Below are 14,427 nucleotides of genomic sequence, written 5' to 3'. Positions count from 1 at the left end.
CACTTGCAATCATTTAAAACTTTCTCAAATTAATAAAGATAATATATTATCAAATTCTTATAAAATTCAATATTAATAAGATATAATAATCATTATTATTTTAAACAAAAAAAGGATAAATATGCAAAATATTAAAAAGTTTTTTATGAACATAGAGAGAACCGATATTGATGAAACAATGCAAAATTTAGTAAGTGAAGACATTATAGATAGTATTGATATTATGGCTTTAGTAGCTGAAATTGAAAAACACTATGGAAAAAGTCTCAATGCTGAATTTATAAGTCCTGAAAATTTTGAAGATTTTCAAAGTATCAAAAATATGCTAGAAAAAGCATATAATTAACGCAATGTTAAAACATTGCGTTAATTACTTTTTAAAGACTGGATAATTTTATTTTTAGACACAATAATTTCTGCTATAAAATCAGCTATTTTATCCCAATCACTTTCTTTGGTTTGGGTTAAGGTTGGATTTTCTTCATACTCATCCCAATTAATCGGCTCAAATAAGCTTTTTCTGTGTGAAAAATACTTAGCTCTAACCCACTCAAGTGAAGGAGCATAATAATCAACATAAGCTTTTGCTATTTCTTTTTGCACTCTAAATTTCAACCTATCCTCATTAGCACCTTCAAAAATTTTTCTAGCCGTATAAAGTAAAGAATTTATGTTTTGCCCATGCAAATCTTTTTTTATAAGTCTTCCTTGAAGCTCCATACCTAAAAGATTAAAACTTTCATTTTTATTTTGCTTTAATGAAAATTCATCATCCCATTCTAAACCTAAATGATATACAAAATCTTTAAGTAATGTTCCGCCAACATATTCTTCCTTCAAAAGTCTCACTATTAAACTTTTTTCACCAAATACTTCTATATGGCTCTCGCAAATCCACTTATAATCAAATATATATTTTCTAGGATGCTCATCAGGCTTAAAATCAGCACTATAAAACCCCATATTATTTTTAATATCTTGAGAACAATGAGAATTTAAATATCCAAGAGTATCTCTAAAGTAAATAATTTCATAAATTTCATCAAATCCTAAAGCATTTAAAACACTTTTAAGAATTTCTATATGTCTTTTAGTAGAAAAATCCCAAACTATCCCTTCTGCAGAAAATATAAATTTCTTATCTTTATGTATTGTGGCTTCTATTTTGAAATTCTCAACAGCCTTAATCAAACGCACATCTTCTAAATCGTCCAATGGATTTTGACTTAATTTATCTTTTTTTATAAGCTCTAAAACTATATCGACTAAAACCCAATGTCTATTTGCCATTCTAAGAGATTTTGGATAGATATAACCTTGTTGCAAAAGTTTATTTTCATTTTGCATTAAAAAGCCTTGTCTTTCTTGGTTACCACTATTGGTTGTTCCTATACTAATATACGCTGTCATTTTTTCCTTTTCATATTTAAAAATCTATATCTAGTAATTATATCAAAATCACATAATTTCCAATATAAATTTATTACCCTTATCTTTAAAGGTAAAAACTTTATTTTTACAAGGATAAGATATACTATTTCTTTTTATGGTTATTTTTTTATCTTTTAATTTTTCAAGCATAATAGGTAATTCTTTATTAAATAATGTCTTATCAGAAATTCCACCTCCATGCGCTGAATCTTTTATATATTTACCGTCTATATTTTTTTCATCAATTATATTAAAATTAACTTGATAGCCTAAAAATTGATAAATTTGCAATAATTGACTTTTATGCTCAAAAGACACCAAAACATCTTTAGCACTATGATAACTTGTATAAATAATATTTTTATTCTTTTGAGCTTGTAAGATCAAATGATCTTTATTAAGTAAAGCTCTTATTAAATAATTTTCATCAGCAAAATAATAAGGTGAGTTTGGGTTTTTGCGTGTCCAATGAGTTTTTACTTGACAATGTACAATAGTATTTGGATCGTAAAATACACTATCTTCTTTATCAAATTCTTTCCCTAAAAAATATGTAAATGGAGGCAAAGCTCCACCTGAATTATCTATCACTCCATCTACATACCAAGGAGCTATTTTAGCACACATTAGTGCTAAATAACCTCCGTATGACCCCCCCCCGTAAATTTTAGGTAAAGATTTAAATTGAGGATAATTTTTCATTATATCTTTTAAAGCATTGATATGATCAATAGCTGCCATAATTCCATAATTTTGATATTCGTTATTTGGAGGAATAAAAGTAGCATTAAAATGTGCCCTATAAGGCTGAATTAACATCTTCTTATCTTTTAATTCACCTATAGTTCTATTTAAAAGCTCATAGTATTCCCAAGCAGTATAAATATTTAAAGCATTGGTATTGATATTAAATTGTTCTAATACAAGTTTTAAACTAGGTAAATCTTCTTCTATAAATGCAGTAGCTGCACTATATTTTTCTATATCTGATCTTCTTTGACAAAAACAATGATACAAAACACTTACAGCTACAACATTATATTTTTGAGCCAAAAACTTCCTATTGAAATCAACAAAAGTCATATGAGCATTAGCTCCATATCCACCTATGATAAAAACAATAGCTTTCATTTGCTTACTATCATCATAAGTAATTCTATATTCTAATTTACTTTCTCTTTTTATATTTAATTCTACATCATCACAAGAGTCTATAAAATAAGTTTGATTTATGAGCATGTTAAGCCTTATATTTACATTTTTTATATTATACCTAAAACAATAATATTATTAATAAAAGAATATTTCTACAATTAAATATACTTAAGATTACATAATTTTAAGCTCAAATCGATCTTTAAAATCTTTAAAAGTAAATATCTTATCTTTGCAAGGATAAGATATGCTATTTTCTCTCATATTAAATGTTTTATTTTTTAGTTTTTCAAGCAATATAGGTAATTCTTTTTTAAATAAAGCCCTATCTGTCATTCTCAAACCATGCTCTAAGCTCTTTATATATCTACCATCTACATCATTCTCATCTTTAACAATATGCAAAGTTGTATCAAATCCAAGTTGTTTGCAAAATTCATAAAAATTACTCTTATGTTCCACTGGAGCTCCCTCATCTTTTGCGCTATGATAACTGATAAATATTGTATTTTGATTTTTTTCATTTTGCAAACTTAGATGCTTTGAGTTTAAAAGAACCCTTATCATATAATTATCATCACTTAAAAAATACGGAGAGCTTTCATCTCTAGTCCAGTATTTTTTTACAAAACATAATAAAATATAATTATCACCTCTAATAGCAAATTCACCACACTCACTTTCTCTACCTAACAAATGAGGCAAATGAGGCAATGTCACTCCTGAATTATCTATCACTCCATCTACATACCAAGGAGCTATTTTAGCACACATTAGTGCTAAATAACCTCCGTATGACCCCCCCCGTAAATTTTAGGTAAAGATTTAAATTGAGGATAATTTTTCATTATATCTTTTAAAGCATTAATATGATCAATAGCTGCCATAATTCCATAATTTTGATATTCGTTATTTGGCAATACAAAATCACAAGAAAGATTTATCAAAAAATCTTTTTTCAGTCTTCCTTCATGTTTTATTTGTTTAGATCTTTCATCAAGTTTTCTTATACAATTTTTAAAATTGCTTTTTTCATGGTCATAAATTTCCATATCGCAAATTTTTGCTATTTCACAAAAACTTTCCCAATCTTTTTCATTTGGCATAAAAATCGGATTATATTTCTCATCTATAGAAGGCCTAGCACTAAAGCAATGATAAAAAACATTTACAGCAATAATATTAAATTTTTTAGCAAGATATTCTCTATCAAAATCTAAAAAAGATATATTAGCATTTGCCCCAAATCCACCTATGATAAAAACGATAGCTTCCATTTGCTTACTATCATCATAAGTAATTCTATATTCTAATTTACTTTCTCTTTTTATATTTAATTCTACATCATCACAAGAGTCTATAAAATAAGTTTGATTTATGAGCATGTTAAGCCTTTTAAAATAAAAATTCAATTATACTTACTTTTTTATAAATTTAAAGAGAAATCATGAAAAATCTTTGTATTATCCCTGCACGCGGTGGTTCTAAGCGTATTCCTAGAAAAAATATTATTGATTTTTTGGGAAAACCATTGATTGCTTATAGCATAGAAAGTGCTTTAAATTCGGGTATTTTTGATGATGTAATTATTTCAAGTGATGATTATGAGATCATAGAAGTGGCTTTAAAGTATGGTGCTAAGGCTCCTTTTGTGCGTAAAAAAGAACTAAGTGATGATTATGCAAGTTCAACCGCTGTAATCCAAGATGCCATCATCACTCTAGAAAAACAAAGTAAAATCTATGAAAATGTGTGTTGCTTATACGCAACTGCTCCACTTATAGATGAGTTTATCTTAAAAGAAGCTTTTGAACAATTTAGTCAAGAAGAATGTAAATTTTTATTTTCAGCTTGCGAGTTTGAATATCCTATACAAAGAGGTTTTTACCTTGATGATCAAAATAAAGTTTATATGTTTGATGAGTCAAATTACGATAAACGCTCACAAGATCTTACTAAAGCTTACCATGATGGTGGTGCATTTTACTTTGGCAAAAAAGAAGCGTGGCTAGAAGAAGATTTTATGTTTAAATCTCATTCTAAAGCTTTTTTACTTCCAAGAAATAAAATTTGCGATATTGACACTTTTGAAGACTTAGAATTTGCTAAAATATTGTATCAATTCCATGAAAGAAACAAATGTTTATAAATAAAATCAAAGGTTTTAAATATCCTGATATGGAACTTGTAAGATGGTTTTTTAAAAACAAACTTGATGCTTTAAAAAATGCAAAAGTTTTAGAATTTGCTTCTCATAATGGCAATAATCTTTCTTTATTTGCAAATTATAATTATGCGTGTATCGGTGTAGAACTTAGCAAACAAAATCATGAAAACGCTATTTATAATTTTAAAGAAATTATGCATTATAAAAAGGCAAGTTTTTTTAATGAAAATATGCTTGATTTTGCTAAAAATCATCAAAATATAAATGCAGATGTATTTTTAATACCTAATGTTATTAATTACATTACTAAAGATGAATTTAAAAATTTACTACAAAGTGCAAAACAAAATAATCTTTATCAAGCAAATGGGGGGGGGTATGCTCACTTTTTCTTAAGAGCAAGAAGTATTAAAGATCATCGCTATGGGCTTGGAGAAAAATTAAAAAATGATAGTTTTATTTTAAGCTATGATGAATTTAGTGGCGAAAAAAATTGTCTTTGCACAGCATACCAAGAACATGAACTTGTGGAAATTTTAAAAGAAAATTTAAATTTATATGATTTTGAAGTTATCACAAGTGAAAATATTAATATAAAAAATAAAGTTTATATCAAAGATAGCGATATAATTATATATGGAAAAATCACTAAGGAGTAAAAATGTATTTAAAAAATTTAAAAGGCTTAAAATTTCCAGATTTAGCCGTGATTAAATTTTTTTTCAAACAAGGACTGCATCAAAAAAGCAACCAAAAAGTTTTAGAATTTGCCTGTTCTAATGGCAACAATCTCTCTTTATTTGCAAATTATGATTATGAGTGTATCGGAGTTGACTTAAGCAAAGAAAGTATCAGCAATGCTAATTATAACTTCAAAGAAATAATTCAATGTAAAAACTATCAGTTTTTTCATGATAATATCTTAGATTTTCCTTTAAAAAATCCAAATATTAATGCAGATATTTTTATGATTCCCAATGTGATTAACTATCTATTGAAAGAAGATTTTTTAAAATTATTAAAAATTTCTAAAGAAAATTCTATGTATAAAGAAAATGCTTTGTTTTTTTTAAGAACAAGAAGCATAAAAGATTATAGATATGGTTATGGAGAAAAAATAGCTCATAATTGTTTTAAAATCACAAATGATAATACTACAGGAGAGCTTGGATGTATTAATACTCTATATCAAGAATACGAACTTGTAGAAATTTTAAAAGAATATTTAAATTTATATGATTTTAAAGTGCTTACTTATGAAAATACCAATATCATGGGAGAAGATGAAAGATTAGTTAATGATAGCGATATTGTAATTTATGGAAAAATTAAGTGAAAATAGCTATCATGCAGCCAACCTTTAATCCATGGCTTGGCTATATATATATGATACAAAGTGTTGATACTTTTGTCTTTTTGGATAATGTGCAATTTGAACGCAGATCATGGCAAAATAGAAATAAAATTAAACTACAAGATAAAACCTTTTTATTGGGATTAAATTTACAAAAAGCGTCACAAAAAACATTACTTCAGGATATATTATTTGATAAAGATGATAAATGGAAAATTAAATTTTTAAAAACTATTCATCATGCTTACTCTAAAAGTATTAATTTTAATAAATACTACAATATCTTAGAAAAAGTCTTATTTAAACATACACATTTAGTACAATTTAACATGGAGTTAATCAGAATTTACTGCGAGCATTTGAGCATCAAAACACCCATTTTGCAAAGCTCTTCTTTAAATTTAAAAAATGAAAAAAAAGAAAAATTACTACTTGAAATTTGCCAAATACTAAAAGCTGATCATTACCTTTCCCCAGAAGGTTCAAAAAACTATCTTGAAAAAGAAACAGCAAAAGAAATTTTTAAAAATGCAAATATAAAAATTGAATATTTTGATTTTATCCATCCAACCTATACTCAATTGGGTGCAAATTTTATAGCTTATTTAGGAATTTTAGATTTTTTATTTAATGAAAAAGAGCCTTGTGCAAAATTTCAAGAATGTATCAAAATTAACGAGCATAATACATGAAAGTTCTTTTTAGAAGTGATAGTTCTAGCACCATAGGACACGGACATATTAAAAGAGATCTTTTGTTAGCTAAGCAATATCATGATGTATCTTTTGCATGTTTAGCTTTAGAAGGTTCTTTGATAGATGAAATTCCTTATCCTGTATATGAGCTAACAAGTGCTAGTGTATATGAGCTAATCAATCTCATCAAAAAAGAAAAATTTGATCTTTTGATTATTGATCATTATGAAATTACTGCAGATGATGAAAAACTCATCAAGCTAGAAACAGGGGTTAAAATTCTAAGTTTTGATGATGAGATAAAAGAACATTTTTGTGACATTTTACTAAATGTTAATGCTTATGCTAAAGAAAGTGATTATGAGAATTTAGTGCCAAAATATTGTGAATTAAGATGTGGCTTTTCCTATGCTCTAATACGCGATGAATTTTACCAAGAAAGCAAGATAAAAAGAGAAAAAATTTATGATTATTTTATCTGTATAGGAGGAAGTGATCCAAAAAATATTTCCTTTGATATAGCAAACAAACTTAACAAAAACAAAACTATCATCATAGCTACCACAAAAGCAAATTCTCATCTAAACTCACTTCGAAAATTAAGCCAAAAAAACCCTAATATACAAATTCTCATTGACCAATCTAATCTTGCAAGATTGATGAATGAAAGCAAAAAACTCATCATTAGTGCAAGTTCATTGGTAAATGAAGCTTTAATTTTAAAAGCAAATTTTAAAGCCATAGCTTATGCTAAAAATCAAGAAAAACTTGCAACATGGCTTGCTAAAAAAGGCTATGAAGTGGAGAATTTTATATGATAATTTTAAAAGATTTTATCCATTTGACTCAAGAAGAAATCAAACTTGTTTTAAAATGGCGTAACGATGAAAGCATTGCTAAATTTATGAAAACGCAAAATATTAGCCTAGAAGTGCATTTAAACTTTTTATCTAGCTTAAAAACAAACGCAACTAAAAAATATTTTTTAGTATATGATGATGAAAATATCATAGGCGTGATTGATTTTATCAATATTACTAAACTTTCTTGTGAATTTGGGCTTTATGGCATAAAAAAAGGCGTAGGTGAGCTTTTAATGCAAGAAGTTAAAAACTATGCTTTCAATGTTTTAAAAGTTCAAACTTTAAACGCATGTGTTTTCAAAGAAAATACAAAAGCTTTGAATTTATATTTAAAACATGGTTTTGAAGTTATTAAAGAAGATAATAATTTTTATTTTGTAAATTTGTCTTTTGCATACATGGGGGGGGGTAACAACTTAAATATATTTAATCAAATATATGGAGTTGCAGTTTGAATATAATCATAGCAACTCTTAGAGAGCACAATATTAATAATTTTTATAAACTAAAAGAATTATATAAAACATATACTTTTTACCTCATAACAAAAAAAGACGATCTTACTTTAGAAAAAATAACAAAAATAAATCCAGATTACATATTCTTCCCGCATTGGTCTTTCTATATACCTCAAGAAATTTACAATAACTATCAATGTATTATTTTCCACCTTGGAAATTTACCATTTGGAAGAGGAGGTTCACCTTTACAAAATTTAATCATAAGAGGGGTATATAAAAGCAAAATTTGTGCTTTAAAAGCTTGTGATACATTAGATGGTGGAGAAATATATCTAAAACACAATATTAGTTTTAAAATTTCAAATGCACAACGAATTTATGAAAAAATCTCAAAAATCATATTCTTTAAACTAATACCAAGAATTTTACATACAAAAATCAACCCTCGCATACAAAAAGGGAAAGTAGTAATTTTCAAAAGAAGAACAAAAGAACAAAGTAATATCAATACACTCGAAAATCCAAATTTGATAAAAATATATGATTTTATACGCATGCTTGATGCCATTGATTATCCAAAAGCTTTTTTGGAATTTGAAAATATAAAAATGGTTTTTCAAAACGCAAAAAAACACAATAATAAAATAAAAGCAGAGGTAATATTTTATGAAAAATAACAAAATTTTAATTATAGCAGCTCACCCAGATGATGAAGTTTTAGGATGCTTTGGAACTATAGCAAAATATATTCAACAAGGATATGAAGCTTATACTTTAATACTTGGAGAAGGTAAAACAAGCAGAGAGATAAATAGTGAAAATGAACAAGAAATTTTAGAAGATGAGTTATTTAAAGCAAATAATCTTTTAGGCATTAAAAAAGTTTTTAGAAAGTTTTTTCCTGATAATGCTTTTGATAAAATACCATTATTAGAAATAGTCAAGAGTATAGAAGAAGTTAAAAATGAAATTAAACCAAATATAATTTTCACACATTATGAAAAAGATCTCAATATAGACCATCAAATTACATACAAAGCAACAATTACTGCTACAAGATCTCTACAAGAAGAAAGTGTTAAAGAAATTTATAGTTTTGAAATTCTTTCGAGTACAGAATGGAACTATCCATTAAGCTTTCAACCTGATGTATTTTTTGATATTAGTGAGACGCTTGATTTGAAGCTAAAAGCTATGTCTTTTTATCAATCAGAACTAAGAAATTATCCCCATCCAAGAAGCTTAGAGGGAATAAAAATAAATGCACAATACCAAGGAATGAGAGTTGGTCTTCAATATGCTGAAGTGTTTAAAAGTGTAAAGGTTATAAAGTGATTTTTTATAAAAATTTTACTAATCTTACAAAAGAAGAAAAAAAGGAAATTTTTTATATAAGAAATTCTCCAAATATCTCTAAATTTATGAAAACAAAAAATATAAATTATAAAAATCACTTAATATTTTTAAAAGAACTAAACAAAAACAAAAATAAAAAATATTTTTTGTTGATAAAAAATAACGAGAAACTGGGAGTAATATATTTTAATAATATCATAAAATTATCCTGTGAATTTGGGCTTTATGGTATAAAAAAAGGCGTAGGTGAGCTTTTAATGCAAGAAGTTAAAAACTATGCTTTCAATGTTTTAAAAGTTCAAACTTTAAACGCATGTGTTTTCAAAGAAAATACAAAAGCTTTGAATTTATATTTAAAACATGGTTTTGAAGTTATTAAAGAAGATAATAATTTTTATTTTGTAAATTTAAACAATCCTCACGGGGATATCATTTTTTAAAAGCTCATTTTTAACATCACTTGGAGTATATTGACTAAAATGAAATATATAAGCACCAGCTAATGCATTTGCACCAAGTTGTATGGCTTTTACCCCATCTTGAGGCTTAGAAAGTCCTCCATTGATAATGAGTGGAATTTTTAATTTACCTTTGAAATACTCTAGTAATTCCCAATCATACCCCAAAGAACTTCCTTCTTTATCAACACTTGTTAAAAGTATCTCCCCTGCTCCTAAAGATTCGTATTGTAATGCAAGTTCTAGCGGATCAATATCTAAAATTTCATTATTAAAAACTTTAAATTTATTTTTGTCTTTTTTTACATCAACCGAGCATACTACACAAGAGCTTCCAAAAGTATTTGCCACCTTTTTGACAAAATCTAGATCTTGCAAAGCCATAGAATTAATACTAATTTTATCAGCACCTATATCTAACACTTTTCTAATATCTTCTAAAGTTCTAATCCCACCTCCAATGGTTAAAGGCATAAAGCATTCATTAGCTATATCTTCTAAGCTTTCAAAATCTATAACACCATTTTTATTGATATCCAAAACTATAAGCTCATCAACATTTCTAGCATTATATATCCTAGCTGTGCTTATTACATGCCCTATAGTTCTAAAAGAAGAAAAATTGATACTTTTTACAAGCTGATGATCTTTTAATAACACGCAAGGTATAATTCTTGTTTTAAGCATACTAGGCCTTTAAATTTGCAAAATTTTCCAAAAGTTTCAAACCTACATTTTGGCTTTTTTCAGGGTGAAATTGCACAGCAAAAATATTATCTTTTTCAAAACTTGCACAAAAAGGTTTTTCATACTCACAAAAAGAAGTTTCCACACTTTCTAAACACTCTACATAATAAGAATGCACAAAATAAAAATCACTTTTTTCTAAAATTCCATCAAATAGCTTGCTTTTTTTATCACTAAATTGTAAATCATCCCAACCACTATGCAATAATTTTTCTTTACTTAAATCAAATTTCAAAACCTTTGCTTTTATAAAATCAAGCCCTTCGCACTCTCCGCCCTCATATCCCTTACTAGCAAAAAGTTGCATACCAAGACAAATCCCCAAAATAGGCTTTTTATCTTTTAAAACACATTCTTTTAAAAGCTCATCTAGTGCAAGTTTTTTTAAATTTTCCATACCTTGTTTAAAAGATCCAACGCCTGGTAAAACTAATTTAGAGGCATTTTTTATATCTTCTTTTTTAGAACTTATAATCACTTCTTGATTAAGTTTTTCAAAAGCTTTCAAAACAGATTTAAAATTTCCAAGATGATAATCAACAATACAAATCATTTCAAAACAAACTCATCTTTTTTTATCAATGATCCATCACTATCTCTTAAGAATTTACCATTTTCATCGCGTTTAAATATCTTTTTATTAGTATAAGAATCGACAATTTTTTCAAATTCTTTTTCACTAAAACCACTAAATTCCAAATACTTCTTAATAGCCTTTTTAGGTGGCTTTCCATCATATTTATTTACAAGTCTCATGCCCTCTTCACGGCTAATATAGCCAAGTCTTATATCCAAGCACGCATTATCCGTAGCTCTTCCAAAACCATATTTGCAGTATTTTAAATAATCATGCACATGATTTGAATAACAATCTAAATTTTCAAAATTCTCATAAGTAGTTTCAACTGGTTTTGTACTAGTTTTAAAACCATTTTCTTGGGCTAATTTTAAATTATACTTATAATCCCATTTAAAATAATATCCCAAAAATAACCCTGTAACTCCTACTCTTTGAAGCTCTTCATCACTTGGATAAGTATAAAAATATAAATCCTTTTCTCTAATACTATCAACACCAATCATATCAGAAATTCTATTACCCAAAAGTCCGCCAAATTCTTCAAGCCACTCTCTACCTAAAGTGTTTTTTTCTTTAGAGCTAGCTGGCCCACCATACTCAATCTGCGGACTTTCCCCCCAAATAATCAAAGGAATACCAAAAGCAACAGCTACTTTTGGAACACATGTAAAAATCCCCAAATGGTTTTGCCATTCATTATCACCCGTTCTTATAAAAGCTTCGCGGGCTAATTTTTTATACACCAAAGGATTTCTTTTGATATGGATTAAATCAACACCAAGATTATTTAAATTTTTTAAATTCTTTTTACCTATTTTAGTAGGAATACTTGGTTCAAAACAAACACACAAAGGATTAAGTCCAAGTTCAAGACATTTTAAAACTTGAAAGGTAGAATCCTTACCACCACTTACTCCTATCACACAATCATACACAGGATGTTTTTTATATTTTTTAACGAGTTCTAGAAATTCTTTTTCACGCTCTTGCCAATTTATCTCATGATTTTTAGCTTCTTGCGAGCAACACGCATCACAAATTCCCTCATCATTAAAATGCAAATCAGGCTTAGTATCTGGCATAACGCATTTTTTACAAAATTTCATATTAACTCCAAAAAATCTTTATAATCATCATAAATCGACTATGATTATATTTTCTAAAGATAAATAAATTTTATTTTGTTACAATATTTTTTATTTAAAGGTTTATAAATTATGGATTTAACTTTACTTCCTTATATGATTATAGGAATTTTTTCAGGTATGGCTTCAGGGGTTTTTGGCATAGGTGGTGGTATGATTATCGTTCCTTTCATGCTTACTTTAGGACTTAGCTCTCATCATGCTGTTGCAATTTCTGTTGTACAAATGATTTTTGCTTCTATTTTTGGTTCCTATTTAAACTATAAAAAGAAAAATTTAATCTTAAAAGATGGACTTATCATAGGCTTTGGAGGCTTTTTAGGTGCGATGTTTAGCGGGCTTTTACTCTCGTATTTTTCAGATATAACCTTAACAAGTATTTTTCTATGCGTGAGTATTGTATTCTTTTTAAAATTTGCTTTTAATCAAAAAAGCACCATTGGAAACATTAACCACTCTAATATCTTAAAAAATTCTATTTTGCTAATTTGTGGCGTATTTACAGGAATTTTTGCTATATCTTTAGGAATTGGTGGTGGGCTTTTAATTACCCCTATTTTAGCTTATTTTTTAGGCTATGATACTAAAAAAGTAGTGCCACTTAGTTTATTTTTTGTAATATTTGCTTCAATTTCAGGAATTAGTTCTTTTGTATATAATGACATCATTGATAAAGAAGTGTTACAAAATGGAAGCTTAGTAGGATTTAGCTCTATGCTAGGAGTTTATCTTGGTATAAAAATCATGGAAAAAATCAATCTTAAATCCCACCGCATAGCACTTTTAGGTATTTACACCCTTTCTATAACTATGACCATTATAAGCTTGATTAAAAAGCTAAATTTATTTTAATCTATCGGCAAATTTTTGTCTATTGGAAGTATAAACAAAGCTTAAAACCTCTGCCACTGCTTTAAAAAGCTCTGGTGGAATAAGATCATTTACCTCGCAAGCTTTATAAAGTTCTCTAGCTAAAGGAGGATTTTCATAAATCATAACATTGTATTCATATGCCATATCTTTAATACGCAAAGCTAAAAAATCCACCCCCTTAGCTAAAACTTTTGGTGCAGCTTCTTTGGAACTATCATAACGCAAAGCAACCGCATAGTGGGTAGGGTTAGTAATCACAACATCAGCACTAGCAACATCTTGCACCATTCTACGCCTTGCTGCTTCCATTTGCAAACGACGAATTCTTCCTTTTACTAAAGGATCTCCCTCGCTTTGTTTAAATTCATCTTTAACCTCTTGCTTACTCATGCGTAAGTTTTTAAAGTATTGATACCTTACCAAAAGTACATCTAAAAGCCCTATAATCAAAAAAGCTATAATAACAATAGCTGCAAGTATAATAGCTTTATCCCTAAGCCATAAAAGTTGTGGATAAATCGTATAAAGTTCTACTCTAGGAAGTTCTTTCATAAATTGCAATAAAAAAACAAAAGCTATACCAAATACAACACCGACTTTAAGTATAATTTTCAAAGCTTCAATAATCTTTTTTAAAGAAAAAAGATTTTTAAGCCCGTTAATAGGATTAATTTTATTAAAATTTGGAGTAATGGGCTTAGTAGTAAAAATAAAACCAAACTGCATTAGATTTCCAAGCACACCCGCTACCATAATTACTAAAGTAATGGGCAATACCATAATAAACATCTCTATCATAGTTTTTATAATGATTTTTTGTAAAATCTTTAAATCAATTTCAATGCCTATAAAACTTTGATAAAAACGATATAAACCGCTAATTCTCTCACCTATAAAAGGCATCATAAACAACACCACAACCACAGCTATAATAAGTACAGCCACAGCAGATGCATCTTGGCTTTTTGGGACATTTCCTTCTTGTCGCGCATCTTCTATTTTCTTGGATGTGGGTTCTTCTGTTTTCTCTTGATCATCAGCAGCCATAAAAAACCTTTAAAAAAATTTAAAGCAAGATTATAGCATTTTATCAAGTATCTGCTAATAAAATCTTATATCACTCAAACTAAACCCATTAAGGG

General features: G+C 27.6%; 17 protein-coding genes and 1 pseudogene. 11 read left to right on the top strand and 7 right to left on the bottom strand.

Annotated features, from left to right (window positions below; all coding sequences use genetic code 11):
- Positions 1–121: 121 nt before the first annotated feature.
- A complete protein-coding gene (locus tag L8W56_RS08420) occupies positions 122–346 on the top strand; it encodes an acyl carrier protein (protein WP_087698989.1) in 225 nt (74 codons plus the stop codon).
- 20 nt (positions 347–366) lie between these two features.
- On the opposite strand, the gene L8W56_RS08415 is transcribed toward L8W56_RS08420, so the two are convergent.
- From L8W56_RS08415 to L8W56_RS08405, 3 genes and pseudogenes are all read right to left on the bottom strand, one after another.
- Positions 367–1,410, bottom strand: a complete 1,044-nt coding sequence (locus L8W56_RS08415; protein ID WP_263659990.1) for an acyl carrier protein — start codon at positions 1,408–1,410, stop codon at positions 367–369.
- Positions 1,411–1,458: 48 nt separating this feature from the next.
- Positions 1,459–2,670 (bottom strand): DUF2920 family protein, encoded by a 1,212-nt coding sequence (locus tag L8W56_RS08410; protein ID WP_263659989.1) that lies wholly within the window; start codon positions 2,668–2,670, stop codon positions 1,459–1,461.
- Between the two features lie 90 nt (positions 2,671–2,760).
- Positions 2,761–3,971, bottom strand: a pseudogene (locus L8W56_RS08405) (DUF2920 family protein).
- Between the two features lie 62 nt (positions 3,972–4,033).
- Here L8W56_RS08405 and pseF point away from each other — a divergent pair.
- From pseF to pseH (L8W56_RS08360), 9 genes are read left to right on the top strand one after another with little or no spacing between them, the layout of a single operon-like run.
- The gene (gene pseF / locus L8W56_RS08400) at positions 4,034–4,735 is read left to right on the top strand and encodes a pseudaminic acid cytidylyltransferase (RefSeq protein WP_263659988.1); all 702 of its coding nucleotides are present in this window, start codon (positions 4,034–4,036) and stop codon (positions 4,733–4,735) included.
- A complete protein-coding gene (locus tag L8W56_RS08395) occupies positions 4,726–5,412 on the top strand; it encodes a class I SAM-dependent methyltransferase (RefSeq protein WP_263659987.1) in 687 nt (228 codons plus the stop codon). The genes pseF and L8W56_RS08395 overlap by 10 nt, the downstream gene beginning before the upstream one ends.
- A 2-nt stretch (positions 5,413–5,414) precedes the next feature.
- A complete protein-coding gene (locus tag L8W56_RS08390; protein ID WP_258108337.1) occupies positions 5,415–6,089 on the top strand; it encodes a class I SAM-dependent methyltransferase in 675 nt (224 codons plus the stop codon).
- The gene (locus L8W56_RS08385) at positions 6,086–6,799 is read left to right on the top strand and encodes a WbqC family protein (RefSeq protein WP_263659986.1); all 714 of its coding nucleotides are present in this window, start codon (positions 6,086–6,088) and stop codon (positions 6,797–6,799) included. Before L8W56_RS08390 ends, L8W56_RS08385 begins: the two co-directional genes overlap by 4 nt.
- Positions 6,796–7,620 (top strand): UDP-2,4-diacetamido-2,4,6-trideoxy-beta-L-altropyranose hydrolase, encoded by an 825-nt coding sequence (gene pseG / locus L8W56_RS08380; protein ID WP_263659985.1) that lies wholly within the window; start codon positions 6,796–6,798, stop codon positions 7,618–7,620. Before L8W56_RS08385 ends, pseG begins: the two co-directional genes overlap by 4 nt.
- Positions 7,617–8,120, top strand: coding sequence for a UDP-4-amino-4,6-dideoxy-N-acetyl-beta-L-altrosamine N-acetyltransferase (gene pseH, locus L8W56_RS08375; RefSeq protein ID WP_263659984.1), 504 nt, complete (start codon positions 7,617–7,619; stop codon positions 8,118–8,120). The genes pseG and pseH (L8W56_RS08375) overlap by 4 nt, the downstream gene beginning before the upstream one ends.
- Complete coding sequence (locus L8W56_RS08370) at positions 8,117–8,803, top strand: methionyl-tRNA formyltransferase (protein ID WP_258108356.1); 687 nt, start codon at positions 8,117–8,119, stop codon at positions 8,801–8,803. The genes pseH (L8W56_RS08375) and L8W56_RS08370 overlap by 4 nt, the downstream gene beginning before the upstream one ends.
- Positions 8,793–9,461 carry a PIG-L deacetylase family protein gene (locus tag L8W56_RS08365; protein WP_258108357.1) on the top strand — a complete coding sequence of 223 codons (669 nt, stop codon included), beginning with the start codon at positions 8,793–8,795 and terminating at the stop codon, positions 9,459–9,461. The genes L8W56_RS08370 and L8W56_RS08365 overlap by 11 nt, the downstream gene beginning before the upstream one ends.
- A complete protein-coding gene (gene pseH / locus L8W56_RS08360) occupies positions 9,458–9,922 on the top strand; it encodes a UDP-4-amino-4,6-dideoxy-N-acetyl-beta-L-altrosamine N-acetyltransferase (RefSeq protein WP_263659983.1) in 465 nt (154 codons plus the stop codon). Before L8W56_RS08365 ends, pseH (L8W56_RS08360) begins: the two co-directional genes overlap by 4 nt.
- Here the strand turns inward: pseH (L8W56_RS08360) and L8W56_RS08355 are convergent.
- The 3 genes from L8W56_RS08355 to L8W56_RS08345 are packed head-to-tail and all read right to left on the bottom strand — an operon-like array spanning position 9,890 to position 12,373.
- Positions 9,890–10,627, bottom strand: a complete 738-nt coding sequence (locus L8W56_RS08355) for a HisA/HisF-related TIM barrel protein (protein WP_263659982.1) — start codon at positions 10,625–10,627, stop codon at positions 9,890–9,892. The genes pseH (L8W56_RS08360) and L8W56_RS08355 overlap by 33 nt on opposite strands.
- Position 10,628: 1 nt before the next feature.
- Positions 10,629–11,240 (bottom strand): imidazole glycerol phosphate synthase subunit HisH, encoded by a 612-nt coding sequence (gene hisH / locus L8W56_RS08350; RefSeq protein ID WP_133319969.1) that lies wholly within the window; start codon positions 11,238–11,240, stop codon positions 10,629–10,631.
- A complete protein-coding gene (locus tag L8W56_RS08345; protein ID WP_263659981.1) occupies positions 11,237–12,373 on the bottom strand; it encodes an N-acetyl sugar amidotransferase in 1,137 nt (378 codons plus the stop codon). The genes hisH and L8W56_RS08345 overlap by 4 nt, the downstream gene beginning before the upstream one ends.
- A 111-nt stretch (positions 12,374–12,484) precedes the next feature.
- Here L8W56_RS08345 and L8W56_RS08340 point away from each other — a divergent pair, with 111 nt between their 5' ends.
- On the top strand, positions 12,485–13,264 hold the full coding sequence (locus L8W56_RS08340) for a sulfite exporter TauE/SafE family protein (RefSeq protein ID WP_133319971.1): 780 nt from the start codon (positions 12,485–12,487) through the stop codon (positions 13,262–13,264).
- Here L8W56_RS08340 and flhB read toward each other — a convergent pair.
- A complete protein-coding gene (gene flhB, locus L8W56_RS08335) occupies positions 13,256–14,332 on the bottom strand; it encodes a flagellar biosynthesis protein FlhB (RefSeq protein WP_133319972.1) in 1,077 nt (358 codons plus the stop codon). The two genes, L8W56_RS08340 and flhB, sit on opposite strands and share 9 nt — an antisense overlap.
- Positions 14,333–14,427 lie beyond the last annotated feature (95 nt).

Origin of the sequence: Campylobacter sp. IFREMER_LSEM_CL1085 (genome assembly GCF_025772235.1) — a bacterium.
Lineage (GTDB): Bacteria > Campylobacterota > Campylobacteria > Campylobacterales > Campylobacteraceae > Campylobacter_D > Campylobacter_D lari_D.
This window is presented reverse-complemented; position numbering and strand designations above follow the sequence as displayed.

What these genes read in the sequence shown, in the direction of transcription:
- L8W56_RS08365 (WP_258108357.1), top strand. Translation starts at nt 8,793, where the DNA reads ATGAAAAATAACAAAATTTTAATTATAGCAGCTCACCCAGATGATGAA.
- hisH (WP_133319969.1), bottom strand. Translation starts at nt 11,240, where the DNA reads ATGATTTGTATTGTTGATTATCATCTTGGAAATTTTAAATCTGTTTTG.
- pseG (WP_263659985.1), top strand. Translation starts at nt 6,796, where the DNA reads ATGAAAGTTCTTTTTAGAAGTGATAGTTCTAGCACCATAGGACACGGA.
- pseH (WP_263659984.1), top strand. Translation starts at nt 7,617, where the DNA reads ATGATAATTTTAAAAGATTTTATCCATTTGACTCAAGAAGAAATCAAA.
- L8W56_RS08355 (WP_263659982.1), bottom strand. Translation starts at nt 10,627, where the DNA reads ATGCTTAAAACAAGAATTATACCTTGCGTGTTATTAAAAGATCATCAG.
- L8W56_RS08395 (WP_263659987.1), top strand. Translation starts at nt 4,726, where the DNA reads ATGTTTATAAATAAAATCAAAGGTTTTAAATATCCTGATATGGAACTT.
- L8W56_RS08390 (WP_258108337.1), top strand. Translation starts at nt 5,415, where the DNA reads ATGTATTTAAAAAATTTAAAAGGCTTAAAATTTCCAGATTTAGCCGTG.
- pseF (WP_263659988.1), top strand. Translation starts at nt 4,034, where the DNA reads ATGAAAAATCTTTGTATTATCCCTGCACGCGGTGGTTCTAAGCGTATT.
- L8W56_RS08340 (WP_133319971.1), top strand. Translation starts at nt 12,485, where the DNA reads ATGGATTTAACTTTACTTCCTTATATGATTATAGGAATTTTTTCAGGT.
- L8W56_RS08410 (WP_263659989.1), bottom strand. Translation starts at nt 2,670, where the DNA reads ATGCTCATAAATCAAACTTATTTTATAGACTCTTGTGATGATGTAGAA.
- flhB (WP_133319972.1), bottom strand. Translation starts at nt 14,332, where the DNA reads ATGGCTGCTGATGATCAAGAGAAAACAGAAGAACCCACATCCAAGAAA.
- L8W56_RS08345 (WP_263659981.1), bottom strand. Translation starts at nt 12,373, where the DNA reads ATGAAATTTTGTAAAAAATGCGTTATGCCAGATACTAAGCCTGATTTG.
- L8W56_RS08415 (WP_263659990.1), bottom strand. Translation starts at nt 1,410, where the DNA reads ATGACAGCGTATATTAGTATAGGAACAACCAATAGTGGTAACCAAGAA.
- L8W56_RS08420 (WP_087698989.1), top strand. Translation starts at nt 122, where the DNA reads ATGCAAAATATTAAAAAGTTTTTTATGAACATAGAGAGAACCGATATT.